The sequence below is a fragment of the Pseudomonas sp. MS646 genome, from assembly GCF_036693845.1.
In the GTDB taxonomy this organism is placed as follows: Bacteria; Pseudomonadota; Gammaproteobacteria; order Pseudomonadales; family Pseudomonadaceae; genus Aquipseudomonas; species Aquipseudomonas chlororaphis_E.
On record NZ_CP144763.1, the window covers coordinates 2,009,025 to 2,024,882 of the forward strand.

The 15,858-nt window shown below is 63.1% G+C and carries 13 protein-coding genes; 10 read left to right on the forward strand and 3 right to left on the reverse strand.

All coding sequences use genetic code 11. From position 1 onward, the window contains the following. Positions 1-5: 5 nt before the first annotated feature. The 7 genes from V3H56_RS08900 to V3H56_RS08930 are packed head-to-tail and all read left to right on the forward strand — an operon-like array spanning position 6 to position 4,188. Positions 6-1,181 carry a PrgH/EprH family type III secretion apparatus protein gene (locus V3H56_RS08900; protein WP_338474489.1) on the forward strand — a complete coding sequence of 392 codons (1,176 nt, stop codon included), beginning with the start codon at positions 6-8 and terminating at the stop codon, positions 1,179-1,181. A gap of 7 nt (positions 1,182-1,188) precedes the next feature. Next, positions 1,189-1,449, forward strand: a complete 261-nt coding sequence (gene sctF / locus V3H56_RS08905) for a type III secretion system needle filament subunit SctF (RefSeq protein ID WP_042730845.1) — start codon at positions 1,189-1,191, stop codon at positions 1,447-1,449. 58 nt (positions 1,450-1,507) lie between these two features. Continuing rightward, a complete protein-coding gene (sctI, locus tag V3H56_RS08910) occupies positions 1,508-1,816 on the forward strand; it encodes a type III secretion system inner rod subunit SctI (protein WP_338474490.1) in 309 nt (102 codons plus the stop codon). Then, the gene (locus tag V3H56_RS08915; protein ID WP_338474491.1) at positions 1,813-2,535 is read left to right on the forward strand and encodes an EscJ/YscJ/HrcJ family type III secretion inner membrane ring protein; all 723 of its coding nucleotides are present in this window, start codon (positions 1,813-1,815) and stop codon (positions 2,533-2,535) included. The genes sctI and V3H56_RS08915 overlap by 4 nt, the downstream gene beginning before the upstream one ends. Beyond that, entirely contained in the window at positions 2,522-3,088 is a 567-nt protein-coding gene (locus V3H56_RS08920) for a secretion system protein (RefSeq protein ID WP_338474492.1), read from the forward strand. The genes V3H56_RS08915 and V3H56_RS08920 overlap by 14 nt, the downstream gene beginning before the upstream one ends. After that, entirely contained in the window at positions 3,060-3,761 is a 702-nt protein-coding gene (locus V3H56_RS08925) for an HrpE/YscL family type III secretion apparatus protein (protein ID WP_123578620.1), read from the forward strand. The genes V3H56_RS08920 and V3H56_RS08925 overlap by 29 nt, the downstream gene beginning before the upstream one ends. Continuing rightward, positions 3,742-4,188 carry a hypothetical protein gene (locus V3H56_RS08930; protein ID WP_338474493.1) on the forward strand — a complete coding sequence of 149 codons (447 nt, stop codon included), beginning with the start codon at positions 3,742-3,744 and terminating at the stop codon, positions 4,186-4,188. Before V3H56_RS08925 ends, V3H56_RS08930 begins: the two co-directional genes overlap by 20 nt. 209 nt (positions 4,189-4,397) lie before the next feature. Here V3H56_RS08930 and V3H56_RS08935 read toward each other — a convergent pair whose 3' ends face one another. Beyond that, the gene (locus V3H56_RS08935) at positions 4,398-5,879 is read right to left on the reverse strand and encodes a hypothetical protein (RefSeq protein ID WP_338474494.1); all 1,482 of its coding nucleotides are present in this window, start codon (positions 5,877-5,879) and stop codon (positions 4,398-4,400) included. A 222-nt stretch (positions 5,880-6,101) separates the two neighbouring features. Here V3H56_RS08935 and V3H56_RS08940 point away from each other — a divergent pair, with 222 nt between their 5' ends. Beyond that, the gene (locus tag V3H56_RS08940) at positions 6,102-7,121 is read left to right on the forward strand and encodes a quinone-dependent dihydroorotate dehydrogenase (RefSeq protein ID WP_123578622.1); all 1,020 of its coding nucleotides are present in this window, start codon (positions 6,102-6,104) and stop codon (positions 7,119-7,121) included. A 326-nt stretch (positions 7,122-7,447) separates the two neighbouring features. Here V3H56_RS08940 and V3H56_RS08945 read toward each other — a convergent pair whose 3' ends face one another. Continuing rightward, positions 7,448-7,663 (reverse strand): ribosome modulation factor, encoded by a 216-nt coding sequence (locus V3H56_RS08945; protein ID WP_003223300.1) that lies wholly within the window; start codon positions 7,661-7,663, stop codon positions 7,448-7,450. Between the two features lie 532 nt (positions 7,664-8,195). On the opposite strand from V3H56_RS08945, the gene rlmKL reads away from it, so the two are divergent. Then, positions 8,196-10,469: a bifunctional 23S rRNA (guanine(2069)-N(7))-methyltransferase RlmK/23S rRNA (guanine(2445)-N(2))-methyltransferase RlmL gene (gene rlmKL, locus V3H56_RS08950; RefSeq protein WP_338474495.1), complete on the forward strand. Its 2,274-nt coding sequence runs from the start codon at positions 8,196-8,198 to the stop codon at positions 10,467-10,469. A gap of 142 nt (positions 10,470-10,611) precedes the next feature. Beyond that, positions 10,612-12,996 (forward strand): diguanylate cyclase, encoded by a 2,385-nt coding sequence (locus tag V3H56_RS08955; RefSeq protein ID WP_338474496.1) that lies wholly within the window; start codon positions 10,612-10,614, stop codon positions 12,994-12,996. 369 nt (positions 12,997-13,365) lie between these two features. Here V3H56_RS08955 and V3H56_RS08960 read toward each other — a convergent pair whose 3' ends face one another. Further along, complete coding sequence (locus V3H56_RS08960) at positions 13,366-15,816, reverse strand: TonB-dependent siderophore receptor (protein WP_338474497.1); 2,451 nt, start codon at positions 15,814-15,816, stop codon at positions 13,366-13,368. Between the last annotated feature and the right edge of the window lie 42 nt (positions 15,817-15,858).

The following is a 15,858-nucleotide window of genomic DNA, read 5'->3' on the forward strand; positions in this document are numbered from 1 at the left end:
GGACGGTGACAGTGCCGACGGCCCCTACGCTACAGCCTTGCGTCCTGCGGATACTCAATGGCCCGTTGCAGGGCTGCGAGTTTGCGCTGGGCGAAGGCACCACGGTGTTCGTGGTCGGGGCGGTGGAGCTGTTGGAGGAGGGCGCGCTTTCGGCCAGTGTGCCTGCCGAGGCCATTTTCGTTCCACTGCAGACCGGTGGCTGTAACTTCGAGGTGCTGGCCGACCAGGCCACGCCGCAGGGCGTGCCGTTGCGGGTGCTCGGCGATTCGGTCGAGGTTCGCCATGCAGCCTTCCAGGCCAGGGTCCAGGTCGGTGGTTTGTACATCGCCTTGCGAGCCCAGAACGAAGTTTGGGCGCCCGATCTTTTCAAGCATCCGAGCGCTGCGCTTGATCATGCAGCCGCACCCATCGCGTGGAACAGCCCACGGCCCCGTTGGATCGCCTGCGGCCTGGTGCTGGCTGCACTGGCGATTGCGCTCGGCTTCGTGGCGCGACCGGGACCGGCGCCTGAAACCGCCGTTCGCGCGTTGATTGCCGGCGCCAGCGCCCAGGTACAGGTGCTGGGCGGGCGCGATGGGGCGGTGTACGTGTTCGTTTCCAGCGAGCGCGATGCCGGCTGGAGCCGTCAGGTGCTGACTCGCCACCCCGGCTTCGAGGGCACGGTGCTGCTGCTGGAGCAGGAGCGGCGTCGGCTGGAGCAGGTGCTGATCGACCATGACCCGCAACTGGCCTGGCATGTGCTCGATCTCAAGGACCCGTCATTGCCGCGCCTGTGGCTCAGCGCACAACGCAACCTGCTCACGCCCGACAGCCAGGCGCGCCTGCTCGAAACACTGCTGGCGGCGGCGCCGTATGCCCGCGATGTCGTGCTGCAGATGCAGGATGACCGAAGGCTGGCTGACCTGGCCCAGAGTGGTTTGCAACGCCTCTCGCTGGCGTTCAGCCGGGTCGAGCACAGCGACAGTGTCACGTTCGCCGTCGAGGGCAACTTGCAAGATGCCGAGCTGGCTGCGGCGCGCCAGTACGTCGACGATTTTTACCGGCAGTGGGGGGATCGCTACGTGCACTTCACCGTCGAGCTCAAGGACGACGCGCTCAAGGGCAAGTCGTTTCAAACCGGCCCCCAGGGCTACGTCAAGACGGGGTCTTCGTCCTGGCATTTTCTAAATCAGACAGAGTAGGTGACGCATGGCTGGTATCGGACTCCCCATCACATTCCCCGATGACTTTCTCGGTGAGCAGGCCGCGGCATTCGAAGAGGGGGCGAAGAAACTCAAGGAAGCCTTGGACGAAGCGCTGGAGAAGCTGAAAAACGATGCGTCCGACCCCGGGCTGCTGGCGGCCTACCAGACCGCGTTTTCCTCGTACACGGTCTTTCGCAACGCCCAGACCAACACGATCAAGGGCTTTAAGGACATCGATATGGCGATCATCCAGGCGGCGCGTTGACGCTTTCTCTTTCGGCTGGCCATCGCGTGTGACGATGGCCCTTTCATGAGTGCACCGTATGCCTTTGCAAAGTCTTTACCCGTCGGCCATCGAGCGGCTGGCCATCGCTGAATTGCATGGCCCCCAGGAGGGGCCGATCGTTTCGCTGGAGTCGCGACTGATCGACAGCTATGCCAGGGCTTTCGTTGACAGTGGGCAGGATGTCTCGGCCATCGGTCAGTTGCTGCGCCGCCCCGACGTCACCGACCCTGACGTGTTGGCCCAGTTGCAGGAGCTGACCGGGCAATACAACGTCGACATCAACTTGCTCAACGTGATGGTGCGCAAGGCCGTGGGCACCGCCGAAACCCTGTTGCGTGCTTCATGAGAACGAGCCTTTGTTGCGTGTTGCTGTGCCTGGCCCTGGCGGGGTGCCGCCAGCCGAGCCTGCTGGAGGGTCTGGATCAGCAACAGGCCAACGAAGTGCTGTCGGTGTTGCAGCGCAACAACATTGCCGCGGTGAAGGTTGACACCGGCAAGACCGGTTACGCGGTGAAGATCGATCCACTGGATTTTGCCGCCGCCGTCGACCTGCTCAACCTCTACGCGCTGCCTTCCAGGCCGCGCCTGCAAGTCTCCGAGATGTTTCCCGCCGACGCCCTGGTGGCCTCGCCCCGCGCGGAAAAGGCCCGGTTGTATTCGGCGTTGGAACAGCGCGTCGAGCAATCGCTGGGGGTGCTCGAAGGGGTGGTGTCGGCGCGGGTCCACATCAGCTATGACCTGGACGCCGGCGAGGGCGGTCGCAAGCCTGCGCCTGTGCACCTCTCGGCGGTGGTGCTGCATGAACGCGACGTCGAGGCGCAATTGCTGATCAACGACATCAAGCGTTTCCTCAAGAACAGTTTCGCCGCGGTGGACTACGAGAACATCTCGGTGGTGCTGTCCAGGCGCTCGCCGACCCAGCACGTTGCGCCGTCGCGGTTGACCACCCAAGGGTATTCGCCCTGGCCGTGGTTGTTGGGGGTGATGAGCGGACTACTGGTGGCCGGTGGAGCGGCCTGGCTTTACCACTTTGCCGGTGTGAGGCGACGTGATGTCGGACGTTGAATGCCTGCGGCGTCTTCTCGTCGAGCCTTTGGCTTACCTGCACCCGCAGCGCCTAGTGGTGCCGCCGGACTTCGAGGGCGAAGAGGCGCGCCGGCGGCTCAATGACATGCTGCGTGATGGGCTGGCGCTGCCACTGGCGCTGCCTTCGACAGCGCTGGGCGGCGTGGCAAAACAGTGGGTTCGCCAGTGGCGGCAGTTGCCCTGCGTGGCGTTGCTGATGGGGGCCTATCGGCTGTGGCCCACGTTGGCGCGAGGGGCGGCATGGCGATGCCTGCCGGCGTCGGTGCGCCGGTTCGCCGGCTGTCGCCTGGGGGCCCGCGGCGGCCTGCCGGTCGCGGACCTGCCGGTTTCAATCGAGCAGGTCGAAGCGGCCGGCCTCAATGCGCTGTGGGGCTGGCACAGGCAGGTCCCACCGTGGCTGCTGGAGTGCCTGGCCTTGCAGTTTTCCGAACCGGTCGTGGGTTTGCATCGGCAGTGGCCGGTCCCTGCACCGGACCCGACGCTTTTCTTCCTGGCGGTGCAGCATGCTCGACTCGATCCGATCCATCGCTGACCTGCCCGTTGACGAAGACGTGCACCTGGCCCGCGAGGACATCGCCGCTGCCCGCCGCCGTCGACGCCTGCAACTCGAAGCCCAGCGCCGGGCCCGAGAATGTCTCGAACAGGCGCGGCGCGAGGCCGAAGCGGTGCACGCCGAGGCGTTCCGGCAGGGGTATGCCGAGGGCATCCTGCGGGCGGCCGGGCAGTTGGCGGAAGGCTTGTTGACCGCCCAAACCCTCGGCCAACAACTACACCAGCAACTGATCCGGGCTGCGGGCGATCTGCTCGCCCAGGCCTTGAATCAGCCCCAATGGCTGGACGACATGCTGGCGCGCTGGCTGGTCGGGCAAGCCGGCGACAGCGACGCGGTGTTGCAGGTGTTATTGCCGCAACACTGTCGTCCGCGCGGCGATGAACTGCGTGAGCGCGTGGGCAAGCACTGGTCGGGCGAACTGCTCTTGGAGTACCACCCGCAGGATCGCTACGTGCTGCGGCTGGCGGATCAACTGCTGGAGTTCGACCTGGAAGCCACGCGCGAGCGGCTCGCGCCGCGCTTGTTGGCGAGCATTGCCGACTTGCCGGATTCGGTGCGCGTGCTGGACCAGGCCGCGTTGCAAGCCCTGTCGGCGCTGTGCGCCAGTTTCGCCCCACACACCGCGTCTGCCGATGTGCCTTGTGAAGATTGAACCCACACCCGGCACCGTTGCCCTCGATCGCGACGCCAGCTCCCCGGTGCAAACATTGGAATCGCGTTTGCTGGCCGCCCATGAACCATTGACCGCCACCAAGCGTCCTGACCCTGGGTTCGAGCAACTGTATCAATGGCTGTTAGGGATGGAGGGGCAGGGCGAAAAGGCCCTCTATGAATTTTTGCGCGGGCTGCGAGGGCCAGACGGCGACACCGCGGCGTACCCCACCGCAAGCGCATTGAAGGCGGTCACGTTGCAGGTGCTGTTTCGATTGAAGGACGAGGGGCTGGAAAAGTCCCGGCTCTACAAAGAGATCAGCGGCGCCAATGGGCTGGCGTTTGCCATGGAGGTGTTTGTCACGGGGTGGATGCGTGAGGTGTTTCAGCCGATGGGGGATGAGGCGTGGGAGAGGAGTGAGTGGTGACCCGGACCTCCGTTGGTACAACGAATGCTGGACCCGGGTAATCATTCGTGGCGAGGGAGCTTGCTCCCGCTGGGCTGCGCAGCAGCCCCAGGACAGGGCCGCTTCGCGCTGGTGCGCGAGCCCGGCCGAGCGGGAGCAAGCTCCCTCGCCACGGTTTGCCTCTGCCTGAGCGCGCTGTGTCAGGCAGAGAACGCGGGTGGCAAAGGCGATTATCCTGGCTGAGTCCGCGCGTTGACGTAGGTCGTTCCGGGACGTAGAGCGAATACCACCAGAGCGACCAATGCGTTGGCGATATGGTCTACCCATTCTTTTGAAATTGGCAGGGTTGAAAAGTATCGGGAAGCCGAGATGACGACGGCCATGATGACTTGGCCTACGGAGGTTCGTATTGCATTCGTGGAAAACAATTGATTGCCTATCTGCTCGGCGGTGGGTATGCGTCCGGTAAGAGGGGTAACCCGGAATCCCTCCTTGGAAGGTGTTTCCTGGAAGGCGTGCATCGCTTCGCCCATGAACAATTGGCCGAGGACGTCAGCGCCGCCGTTGTAGAAACCTCGCAACCAGTCGTGTCCCAGCACCAGGATCAGGGATTCGACAATCTGACTGGCGCGAGCCTCTGGTGACAGGTTTGCGTCGGGCGCCCTGGCGTTCTGTTGTTCAAGCCAGGCCGACAGTTGAAAAGACAGGCCTTCTGCCTCATGCGCAGGAGGCTTGTTACCTTGGGCCATGACATAACCGGGACCGGAATGGGGGGCGGTGTAGTTCATTGCGGTAAACGACAGAAATTGCAGAGCGCCATTGAGCAGGCCGGCGACGGCCGTACCACCGGGATTGGCCTTGGCGTTGTCGCCGGTCGGGCAGAACAGGCTCACCATATCCTGGGCAAACGTATAGAACGCCATTTGCGACCCAAAGGAAGCCAAGGCCGGCAGCGCGGAGGGGACAGTGACCGCGGCGGCGAAGGTAACCAGCGATAGGGTGAGCGTAAGCAGACGGGCCAGGCGGGTTTCCTGGTTTGCCGTACCGTTGCATTCGTCCCTGATCGCGCCCAGGACATTCAGCAGCGGGCCGATCAACTGGACGATCGAGCCGATGACGTTGCGTGTCAGCGGCGAGGTGGCATTGGATTGGAGGGTTTTTTCCAAGGTGAATCCGATCAGTTGCCTGATCACCGTGAGTGTGGCGGTGACAAGACCAGTGCGTAAGACGGAGTGCGTCACGTTGCCGGCCCAGCGTCCAGCATCGCCTTCGAATTCGTTACGGGCCAGTTTGCCCAGTTGGTCGCTGAGATAGGCTAGGGCTTTCTGGGCGCGGGATATGAATCGGTCAGGTTCCAGGGAGCTTTTCAAGTCTTCGAGACAGGCCAGGAGGCCGGTTTCCAGGCCGGACGTGGCATTCGGTGTGTAGCTGCCGGGGTCGTCTATCAGCAGTTCGATGTGGTCCAGGAGAGGAATGGTGCGCTGAGCGTCGTTTCGCTCTTCAACGATCTTTCGGATCGCACCCTCTACACTGCTCAAGGCGAGCTCCATGTCTTGCGATGAAAGCGGTGCCCTTTGTCCGGCAGGGATCTCGCGATCGAGCATCCTCAGCGTTTCTTCGAGTGAGTCCATATCGATAACAGTGTGCGCTTTATGAAGGTGCGCCTCGGGAATGGATTGGGTTGTGTGTTGGGTTGTACCGACGATCGTCATTTTTTGATCCTGCAATGGCGGAACGTGACTGGAATGCTGCAATCGCAGCTGCAGTGATCTTTTGAAGGCTTTTTGCGTTCACCACTATCAAATAACGCTCCCAAGTGCTGGCGGTGGTGTAGGGAGACAAAGATGTAGCCTGCAATCGCCAGGGTTCTCGCCGCTAGCCGTCCTGGCCGGTATACTCGCGTCACTTTTTATTGCCCAGAGTCAAACCCGCCCATGTACACCCTGGCCCGTGAGCTGCTGTTCAAACTTTCCCCCGAAACTTCCCACGACCTGTCCCTGGACCTGATCGGCGCGGGTGGGCGGCTGGGGCTTAACGGTTTGCTGTGCAAGGCCCCGGCGAAACTGCCGGTGACGGTGATGGGCCTGGAATTCCCTAACCCGGTCGGGTTGGCGGCGGGGCTGGACAAGAACGGTACGGCCATCGACGGGTTCGCCCAGTTGGGCTTCGGTTTCGTGGAAATCGGCACCGTCACCCCGCGTCCGCAGCCGGGCAACCCCAAGCCGCGGCTGTTCCGCCTTCCGCAAGCCGAGGCGATCATCAATCGCATGGGCTTCAACAACCTCGGTGTCGACCATCTGCTCGCCCGGGTGGCGGCGGCCAAGTACCGGGGCGTGCTGGGGATCAACATCGGCAAGAACTTCGACACACCGGTGGAGCGCGCCGTCGACGATTACCTGATCTGCCTGGACAAGGTCTACGCCCACGCCAGCTACGTGACCGTCAACGTCAGCTCACCGAACACCCCGGGGCTGCGCAGCCTGCAATTTGGTGACTCCCTCAAGCAACTATTGGCCGACCTGGCCCGTCGTCGTGCGGAACTGGCGGTGATCCATGGCCGGCATGTGCCGCTGGCCATCAAGATCGCCCCGGACATGAGCGACGAAGAAACCGCCCAGGTGGCCCAGGCCCTGGTTGAGACCGGCATGGACGCGGTGATCGCCACCAACACGACCCTGGGGCGCGAAGGTGTCGAAGGGCTGGAACACGGTGACGAGGCGGGCGGCTTGTCTGGCGCGCCGGTGCGTGACAAGAGCACCCACACGGTGAAGGTCCTGGCCGCCGAACTGGCGGGGCGCTTGCCGATCATCGCGGCGGGCGGGGTCACCGAGGGACGGCATGCCGCCGAGAAGATCAGCGCCGGTGCGAGCCTGGTGCAGATCTATTCGGGCTTCATCTACAAGGGGCCGGCGTTGATTCGTGAGTCGGTGGATGCGATTGCGGCATTGGGTTGATTCAGCCTTTCTGAAAATCGGGCAAATCCATTGTGGCGAGGGAGCTTGCTCCCGCTGGAGTGCGAAGCACTCCCGAAATCTGCTAACGCGATATGACTGAATCTCCGTGTGTCATGGTGTTTGGGCTGCCGTGCAGCCCAGCGGGAGCAAGCTCCCTCGCCACACCTGTGTTCACAGCCAGGCATCGGCGTTGTTCATAAGATTCCGGCAATAAAAAGGGCTCCTCGAAGGAGCCCCTGGGCCGTAGCCCGCCGTCCGGATGGGACGCGCGTGGTTAAATCGATTGGCACATCAGATTGTCGAGTTCTTGAGTGTTAAGCCCTGTGTCAGCCGACGGCGTGAAGTTCGTTGAGTCTATGGATACCCGCAGTGCCGGTCATACCGTCCCAGTTGTCGCCGCGTCCTTCTCGCCAGCCGTTGATCCAGGCTTGACGTACTGACGGTAGAGTAAAGGGGCAAAGCTCACGGGATTTACCACCAACGCCATATTGGTAACCGCGTAAAAATGCTCTTTCCAACGGATCACGCTTAAGTCTTCTCATAGGGTGTTGCCCTCACTTGTTGACTGTTTCTTTAGCGTCGGCCCTTGTCGAGGCCGGGGCAGAATCATTCTGCCGTTGGTGGCTCGTTGCCGGCGTGACGAGCCAAGGTGTTGGCGCCGTGGCGACGTCAACCTGTGTTGAGTTCTAACCAAAGCGTCACATGGATGGAATGATCGTTTTGTCATAAGCACGTAACAATAAAGATGTTAGGGCGATAAGTAACTTGATGTTCAGCGTCCGCTTTTGAGCAAGACCCCTGTATGATCAGCCCTGCGCTCAAAGGCGCGGTCCTGACCCGGATGAGAATGTCCTCCCGTTGCACTCGGGTACTATTCGACGAAAGGGTCGGGTTTTCACAATTTGTTGCACAGAATTTTTTATCTGCCCCCGCATCTAAGCTCTTTTAACCTGAGCGGCGAGGGTGGAGCGGCACACCTTCGTGCCACGCGGGTGCTCTTGAGAAAAGCACCTGACTGAACCCGACCCGGCAATGCGTTGCCCGGTCCACTTAGCCAAAGGCGCTGGAATCCCCATGTCCGACCGTTTCGAACTCTTCCTCACTTGCCCCAAGGGCCTCGAAGGCCTGCTCATCGAGGAAGCCGTCGGGCTTGGCCTTGAAGAGGCGCGCGAGCACACCTCGGCCGTGCGCGGCATGGCCGACATGGAGACCGCGTACCGCCTGTGCCTGTGGTCGCGCCTGGCCAACCGGGTGCTGCTGGTCCTCAAGCGGTTCGAGATGAAGAACGCCGACGACCTGTACCACGGTGTGCTGGACGTCGACTGGCAAGACCACATGCTGGCCGACGGCACCCTGGCGGTGGAGTTCAGCGGACACGGTTCGGGCATCGACAACACCCACTTCGGCGCCTTGAAGGTCAAGGATGCCATCGTCGACAAGCTGCGTACCCCGTCGGGCGAGCGGCCGTCCGTCGACAAGCTCAACCCGGACCTGCGCATCCACCTGCGCCTGGACCGTGGCGAAGCGATCCTGTCCCTCGACCTTTCCGGCCACAGCCTGCACCAACGCGGCTATCGCTTGCAGCAGGGCGCCGCGCCGCTGAAGGAAAACCTCGCCGCCGCGATCCTGATCCGGGCCGGTTGGCCGCGCATCGCCGCCGAAGGCGGGGCGCTGGCCGACCCGATGTGCGGCGTGGGCACGTTCCTGGTGGAAGCCGGCATGATCGCCGCCGACATGGCGCCGAACCTGCGTCGCCAGCAGTGGGGCTTCACCGCGTGGCTCGGCCATGTGCCGGCGCTGTGGAAGAAACTCCACGAAGAGGCCACCGCCCGCGCTGCCGCCGGGCTGGCCAAGCCGCCGCTGTGGATTCGCGGCTACGAGGCTGATCCACGGCTGATCCAGCCGGGCCGCAACAACGTCGAGCGTGCCGGCTTGAGCGAGTGGATCAAGATCTATCAGGGCGAAGTCGCCACCTTCGAACCCCGCCCGGACCAGAACCAGAAAGGCCTGGTCATTTGCAACCCTCCGTACGGCGAGCGGCTTGGCGACGAAGCGAGCCTGCTTTACCTCTACCAGAACCTCGGCGAGCGCCTGCGCCAGGCCTGCCTGAACTGGGAGGCCGCGGTGTTCACCGGCGCGCCGGACCTGGGCAAGCGCATGGGCATCCGCAGCCACAAGCAGTATTCGTTCTGGAACGGCGCCTTGCCGTGCAAATTGTTGCTGATCAAGGTGCTGCCGGACCAGTTCGTCACCGGCGAGCGTCGCACCCCGGAACAGCGTCAGGCCGAGCGCGAGCAGGCCCTCCTTGACCAGCAAGCGCCCGCGGCACCGCAGGAGCGCCAGTACAACAAGAATGGCAACCCGATCAAGCCGGCTCCTGTCCCCGCCCCGGTGGTGGAGCAGGCACGCTTGAGCGAAGGCGGGCAGATGTTCGCCAATCGCCTGCAAAAGAACCTCAAGTTGCTAGGTAAGTGGGCCAAACGTGAAGGCGTGGACTGCTACCGGGTCTACGATGCCGACATGCCGGAATACGCCATGGCCATCGACCTGTACCATGACTGGGTCCATGTGCAGGAATACGCCGCGCCGAAATCCATCGACCCGGAAAAGGCCTCGGCCCGACTGTTCGATGCCCTGGCGGCCATTCCCCAGGCCCTGAGCGTCGACAAGAGCCGCGTGGTGATCAAGCGTCGCGAACGCCAGAGCGGCACCAAGCAATACGAGCGCCAGAGCGCCCAGGGCAAGTTCACCGAGGTCAACGAAGGTGGCGTCAAGCTGCTGGTCAACCTCACCGACTACCTGGACACCGGGCTGTTCCTCGACCACCGGCCGATGCGCCTGCGGATCCAGAAAGAGGCGGCCGGCAAGCGCTTCCTCAACCTGTTCTGCTACACCGCGACCGCCAGCGTCCATGCGGCCAAGGGCGGTGCTCGGAGCACCACCAGTGTCGACTTGTCGAAAACCTACCTGGACTGGGCGCGACGCAACCTCTCGCTCAACGGTTTCTCCGACAAGAACCGCCTGGAGCAGGGCGACGTCATGGCCTGGCTGGAAGCCAGTCGCGACGAATACGACCTGATCTTCATCGATCCTCCGACCTTCTCCAACTCCAAGCGCATGGAAGGGATCTTTGACGTGCAACGCGACCACGTCCAGCTCCTGGACCTGGCCATGGCCCGCCTCGCACCGGGTGGCGTGCTGTATTTCTCCAACAATTTCCGCAAGTTCCAGCTCGAGGACAACCTCGGCGAGCGCTACGCGGTGGAGGAAATCACCGCCAAGACCATCGATCCGGATTTTGCCCGCAACGGCAAGATCCATCGTGCCTGGAAGATCACGGCCCGTTGATCGATTGCTGATTGGATCCACGCAGGCCTTGTAACTCAAGGCTTTCAGCTCATCTTGGGGCTGGTCAAAATGATGGCTAATAGCTATAACTTAGCCTGTGGCCGGGTTGAACCTACTGCCTGGCCCTTTTTGAGTCGTGTTTATGGCCTTGCATCAGGTGCGCCCCAGGATCCTGGGCTTTATCAGCGAAGACGTCTCGGCCTGGCTCGTGGCAACGCTGGTCTTGCTGGCCGGCAGCTTTCTGACGGCGGTGCTGAGCTGGGCGATGATGAACCTGTTCGACCAGCAACTGCGCCAGCGCTTCGAACTGCAGGCCGAGGAGCGTTTCAGCCGGATCGAGGAGCGCTTCCAGGAGCAGGAGCAGCGTCTGGATGGCCTGCGGCGCTTCTTCGCCAACTCGGAGTCGGTGTCCAATGACGAATTCCGCGGTTACGCCGAAGCCTTGTTGCGACGTACCCGGGCGCTTGCCTGGGCGCCCAGGGTGCGACGGGACGAACGGCTGGCGTTCGAACAGCAGGCGCGGGCCGACGGCTCGATAAACTTCACCGTCCGTGAAGCCGACGGCAGCGGTGGTCTGCGGCCGGCCGCCGAGCGGGACGAGTATGTGCCGGTGCTCTACGTGCAAAGCCAGGCCTCCTATGGCTCGCCCTTGGGCATGGACCTGCTGTTCGAGCCCGTTCGGCGGGCCACCCTGGACCGGGCGCGGCAGAGTGGCCGGCTGGCGGTTTCACAGCCACTGGACCTGATTGGCGTCGATCCGGCCTTCACCCGCGGCGTGTTGCTGGCGGCACCGGTCACCCGGCCAGGGGCCACCGAACCGTTCGGGTATGTGGTCGCGGCCATCAGCATGCGCCAACTGGCGGGCGATGCGCTGCCGACGGCCGGTCATGACAACCTGTCGATGCGGGTTATCGACCTGTCTGCGGACGATCGCGAGGAAGCCCTGTTCGAATCGCCCACCCCGGCCGGCCACAGCGAATTGTCGGAGACCCGCCGGGTGCGCCTGGCCGATCGCGATTATCGGGTGGAGCTGCGGCCCAGCCGGACGTTCCTGACAACCAACCACTCATCGGCGGCAAGCCTGATGGTGCTGGGTGGCTTGCTCAGCCTGTTGCTCAGCGCCTTGCTTTACGTGCTGGTCAGCCAGCGGCAACGGGCACTGAAACTGGTGGAGCAACGCACCCGCGAATTGCGGGCCAGGGAGCAGGAACTGCGCGGCACCCATGGCCAGTTGCGCGGGGTGCTGGATGCGGCGACGGAGGTGGCGATCATCGCCACGGACCTGCGCGGCGTCATCACGACTTTCAACGCCGGCGCCGAACAGATGCTCGGCTACCCCAGCAGCGAGGTCCTGCAAAGCATGACCCTCGAAAGCCTGCATGTGCCGCGTGAACTCCAGGACCGGGCCGCCCAGCTCGGTGCGCGTTTCGGCAAGCCGATCCCCACCTGTCACGCGATGTTGCTCGAGGGGGGCGAGCAGGGCGGCCAGCAGGCACGGGAGTGGACCCTGGTGCGTCGCGACGGCAGCCATCTGACCGTGAACATGCTGGCCACGCCGATGCTCGATGACCAGGGGCTGTGGGTCGGGCACCTGGCGATCTGCATCGACATCACCGAACGCAAGCGCGTCCACGAAGCCCTGGCGGCACGGGACCTGTTGCTGAAGAAACTCAGCGCCCATGTACCAGGCGGCATCTATCAGTTCAAGATGGATTTCAACGGCCGTTTCAGTGTGATCTACGCCAGCGACGGCATTCGCGACATCTACGAATTGGAGCCGCACGTGCTGGTGCAGAACGCCGAGGCGATTTTCTCGCGCATTCATTGCCTGGACGCCAGCCGCGTGCGCAGCTCGATTCGTGCGTCGGCCGATACCCTGAGCCCCTGGCGTGAAGAATACCGGCTGCAGTTGCCGCAGCGGGGCCTGCGTTGGGTCCGGGGCGAGGCCACGCCGGAGGAACTGCCCGGCGGCGGGGTGTTGTGGCACGGCTACATCTCGGATATTTCCGACCTCAAGCGGGTGGAGGAAGAACTGCGGGCGCTGTCGGTTACCGATGCCTTGACGGGGATTCGCAACCGCCGTTATTTCCAGGAGCGACTGACCTCGGAGATGTCCCGGGTCGAGCGCGGTTCCGGGGGGCTGGCGGTGATCATGTTGGACATCGATCACTTCAAGCGCATCAACGACCAGCATGGCCATGCGGTGGGCGACCGGGTGTTGCAGGCGGTCTGCCAGCGGGTTGCCCAGCGGTTGCGGCGTACCGATGTGTTCTGCCGATTGGGTGGGGAAGAGTTCGTGGTGTTGTGTCCGGACACGGACAGCGAGAGTGCCTATGCCCTGGCCCTGGGGCTGTGGGAAGGCTTGCGCTCGGCCCCGATCGAGGACGTGGGAATCGTCACCGCCAGCTTCGGCATCGCCACCTGGCGCGCCGGTGAGGGCGCCGATGCCTTGTTGCTTCGGGCCGACTCGGGCGTGTATGCCGCCAAGCAGGCTGGGCGGGATCGCGTGGAAACGCAGTTGGGATAGCGGTGGGTCAGTGAGTGATGATGCGGCCGTACCGCCGTCTTCGCGAGCAAGCCCGCTCCCACAGGTTGATCGTTGGCGACCACAGATGTGTGTTCACCGTAAATCCCTTGTGGGAGCGGGCTTGCTCGCGAAAGCGGTGGGTCAGTTTGCATTGATGTTGAATGTACCGCCGTCTTCGCGAGCAAGCCCGCTCCCACAGGTTGATCGTTGGCGACCACAGATGTGTGTTCACCGTAAATCCCTTGTGGGAGCGGGCTTGCCCGCGAAAGCGGTGGGTCAGTTGATGGAGATGTTGGACAGGCCTGGCCTCTTCTTCGCGAAGACGGCAGTCCAGACAACCTTAGCCGCAATCCTTTGCGGCGGTGAGGGCTACCAGTTGTAGGTCAGGTCGGTGGTGAGGGTGCGGCCCTGGCCGTAGTAGCAGTCCCAGTTGCTGCGGCAACTGGCGACGTATTTCTTGTCCTCGAGGTTTTCCATGTTCATCCGCACGCTCACGCCCTTGATGTGCAGCGGGGATTTTTCGAAGTCGTAGGACATCATGGCGTCATAGACCGTGTAGGACGGAATCGTGAATGCGCCTTCGTAATCGGTGCCGTAGCTCTCGCGCACATACCGTGCGCCGATGCCCGCGCCGAGACCGGCCAGGGGGCTGGCGCCGGTGAAGGTGTAGTCGATCCAGGCCGAGGCGGTCAGGGGTGGCGCACTGGCCGGGTGACGGCCTTCGCGACCATCGTTGTCCTTGGTGTACTCGATGTCGTTGCGCGACACCGAACCGATCACCCGTACGTTCTTGTTGAGGTTGACCTTGCCTTCCAACTCGATGCCCTGGGAACGCACTTCACCGGACTGGCCGCTGAAGCCGGGGGTGAGCGGATTGGACGTCACCACATTCTTTTGCACGATGTCGTAGACCGACACCTGGATAAAACCGTCGATAGCCTTGGGTTCGTACTTGATCCCGGCTTCGTACTGCTTGCCTGTCGTCGGCTTGAACGCGGTGTTGCCAAACCCGGTGTCAGTGACGGGGAGGAATGACTCCGAGTAGCTCACATAAGGCGTCAGACCGTTATCGAACAGGTAGCCGAAGCCGGCCCGGCCACTGAATTTTTCATCCCGGGTCTTGGTGCTGGTCCCGTCAAGCGGACGCTTGTTGTCGGTTTCGGCAAAGTCATAGCGGCCGCCCAGCGTGAGGAACCACTTGTCCCATTTGAGCTGGTCCTGGACATACAGCCCGGTCTGGCGAACGGTGTTGTCCCAGCGGTAGGGCGAGCTGAAATTGATCGCGCCGCCGTACACCGGGTTGTACATGTCGATGGCCGACGCGCTGCGATCGTACAGGCCGAGGAACTTCGACTCGAAATGGTAGTGGTCCACGCCCAGCAAGACGGTGTGGTCCAGTGCCCCTGTGTGGAATTTGGCCTGGGCAGTGGTATCGATGTTGTAGACCTTGTTGGTCTGCGACCAGTCCACCCCGTAGCGGCGCATGTAGCGTTGGTCGTTGGCCCCGGTGACCGGGTTGGCGATGAAGCCGTAGCCGTGCAGCGGATCCACGTACTGGTCATCGACCTGGGCGTAACGCGCGGTCTGCTTCAGCGTCCAGACGTCATTGAGTTCATGGGAGGCCTCATAGCCCACGACGAACTGCTCGCGGTTGTACTTGTTCACGTCCGGCTCGCCGAAAAAGGTCGAGCGGCTGTACTTGCCGTTCGGGTTCGGCAGCACCGTGCCGGAGGCGGGCAGGCCCTGGGCGGACGGGGTGTCGTGGTCTTTCTGGTACTGGGCGAAGAAGGTGATGCTGGTTTCGTCGCTCGGGTTCCACGTCAGGCTCGGCGCCAGGAGCATGCGGTTTTTCTCGACGTAGTCGATTTCCGAACCGGAATCCTCCGCCACGCCGGTCAGGCGATAGAGGAATTCGCCCTGGTCATCCAGCGGGCCGGCCAGGTCGAAGCCGAGCTTCTTGCGGTCGTTGTCGCCGGCGCCCAGGGTCACCTCATGCAACGGCGTGGCGGTGGGGCGCTTGCTGACCATGTTGACGATCCCGCCCGGCTGGTTCTGGCCGTAGAGCACCGAGGCCGGGCCCTTGAGCACTTCGATGCGCTCCAGGGTGTACGGGTCGATCTGCAGGGCGCCGCCGGTGCTGCCGCCGCCGTAGGGCAGGTGCAGGCCGTCGAGGTACAGCGGCGTCGGGATGAAGCCGCGGGAAGTCGGTTCGTCGAAGATCGTCACACGGTCGGAGAAACCGCCACCGGTCATGCCGGCGGTGTAGCGCAGGGCTTCGGTGACGCTCTGCGAGCCGCGCAGCTTGACCTCGTCCTGAGTGATGACGTTGACGGTCTGCGGCACTTCGTTGAGTGGCGTGTCGGTCTTGGTGCCGGTGCCGGTTTTTTTCGCGACGATCCCATCCACCGGCCCCCATGCCGACTCCTGGGTGCCCGAAATGTTGATCGGCACCAAGTCCAGGCCCGCGCCATCGTTGCGGCTGCGCAGTGTCATGCTGTTGCCCTGGACGCTGTAGGCGATCGGGGTGCCCTGGAGCAACCGGGCCATGGCGGCGGCCGGCTCCAGGTCACCGCTCACCGCGGTGCTGCGCAGGCCACTGACGTCGGCCGGGTTGTAGAGCACTTGCAGGTTGGTCTGGCGACCGAACTCCTGCAACGCGCTGCCCAGCGGTTGCGCCTGGATGTTGATCGGCAGGCTCTGGGCCTGGGCCGTCAGCGGCAGGCCCAGGACCAGCGCGCAGAGGACCGGGACATGCGGTCGAAACGAATGACGGATCAGTAGAGCCTGGGTGAGCGGTTTCAGTCCTAGCGGTGCTGGCATTATTTTTTCTCGTCAGAATGTTACTGAGAACTATTTCTATTG

Excerpts from the sequence above, each read along its gene's own strand:
- V3H56_RS08930 (WP_338474493.1), top strand. The coding sequence starts at position 3,742 with ATGTGCCTTGTGAAGATTGAACCCACACCCGGCACCGTTGCCCTCGAT.
- V3H56_RS08940 (WP_123578622.1), top strand. The coding sequence starts at position 6,102 with ATGTACACCCTGGCCCGTGAGCTGCTGTTCAAACTTTCCCCCGAAACT.
- V3H56_RS08935 (WP_338474494.1), bottom strand. The coding sequence starts at position 5,879 with ATGACGATCGTCGGTACAACCCAACACACAACCCAATCCATTCCCGAG.
- V3H56_RS08920 (WP_338474492.1), top strand. The coding sequence starts at position 2,522 with ATGTCGGACGTTGAATGCCTGCGGCGTCTTCTCGTCGAGCCTTTGGCT.
- sctI (WP_338474490.1), top strand. The coding sequence starts at position 1,508 with ATGCCTTTGCAAAGTCTTTACCCGTCGGCCATCGAGCGGCTGGCCATC.
- V3H56_RS08945 (WP_003223300.1), bottom strand. The coding sequence starts at position 7,663 with ATGAGAAGACTTAAGCGTGATCCGTTGGAAAGAGCATTTTTACGCGGT.
- sctF (WP_042730845.1), top strand. The coding sequence starts at position 1,189 with ATGGCTGGTATCGGACTCCCCATCACATTCCCCGATGACTTTCTCGGT.
- V3H56_RS08955 (WP_338474496.1), top strand. The coding sequence starts at position 10,612 with ATGGCCTTGCATCAGGTGCGCCCCAGGATCCTGGGCTTTATCAGCGAA.
- V3H56_RS08915 (WP_338474491.1), top strand. The coding sequence starts at position 1,813 with ATGAGAACGAGCCTTTGTTGCGTGTTGCTGTGCCTGGCCCTGGCGGGG.
- rlmKL (WP_338474495.1), top strand. The coding sequence starts at position 8,196 with ATGTCCGACCGTTTCGAACTCTTCCTCACTTGCCCCAAGGGCCTCGAA.
- V3H56_RS08925 (WP_123578620.1), top strand. The coding sequence starts at position 3,060 with ATGCTCGACTCGATCCGATCCATCGCTGACCTGCCCGTTGACGAAGAC.
- V3H56_RS08960 (WP_338474497.1), bottom strand. The coding sequence starts at position 15,816 with ATGCCAGCACCGCTAGGACTGAAACCGCTCACCCAGGCTCTACTGATC.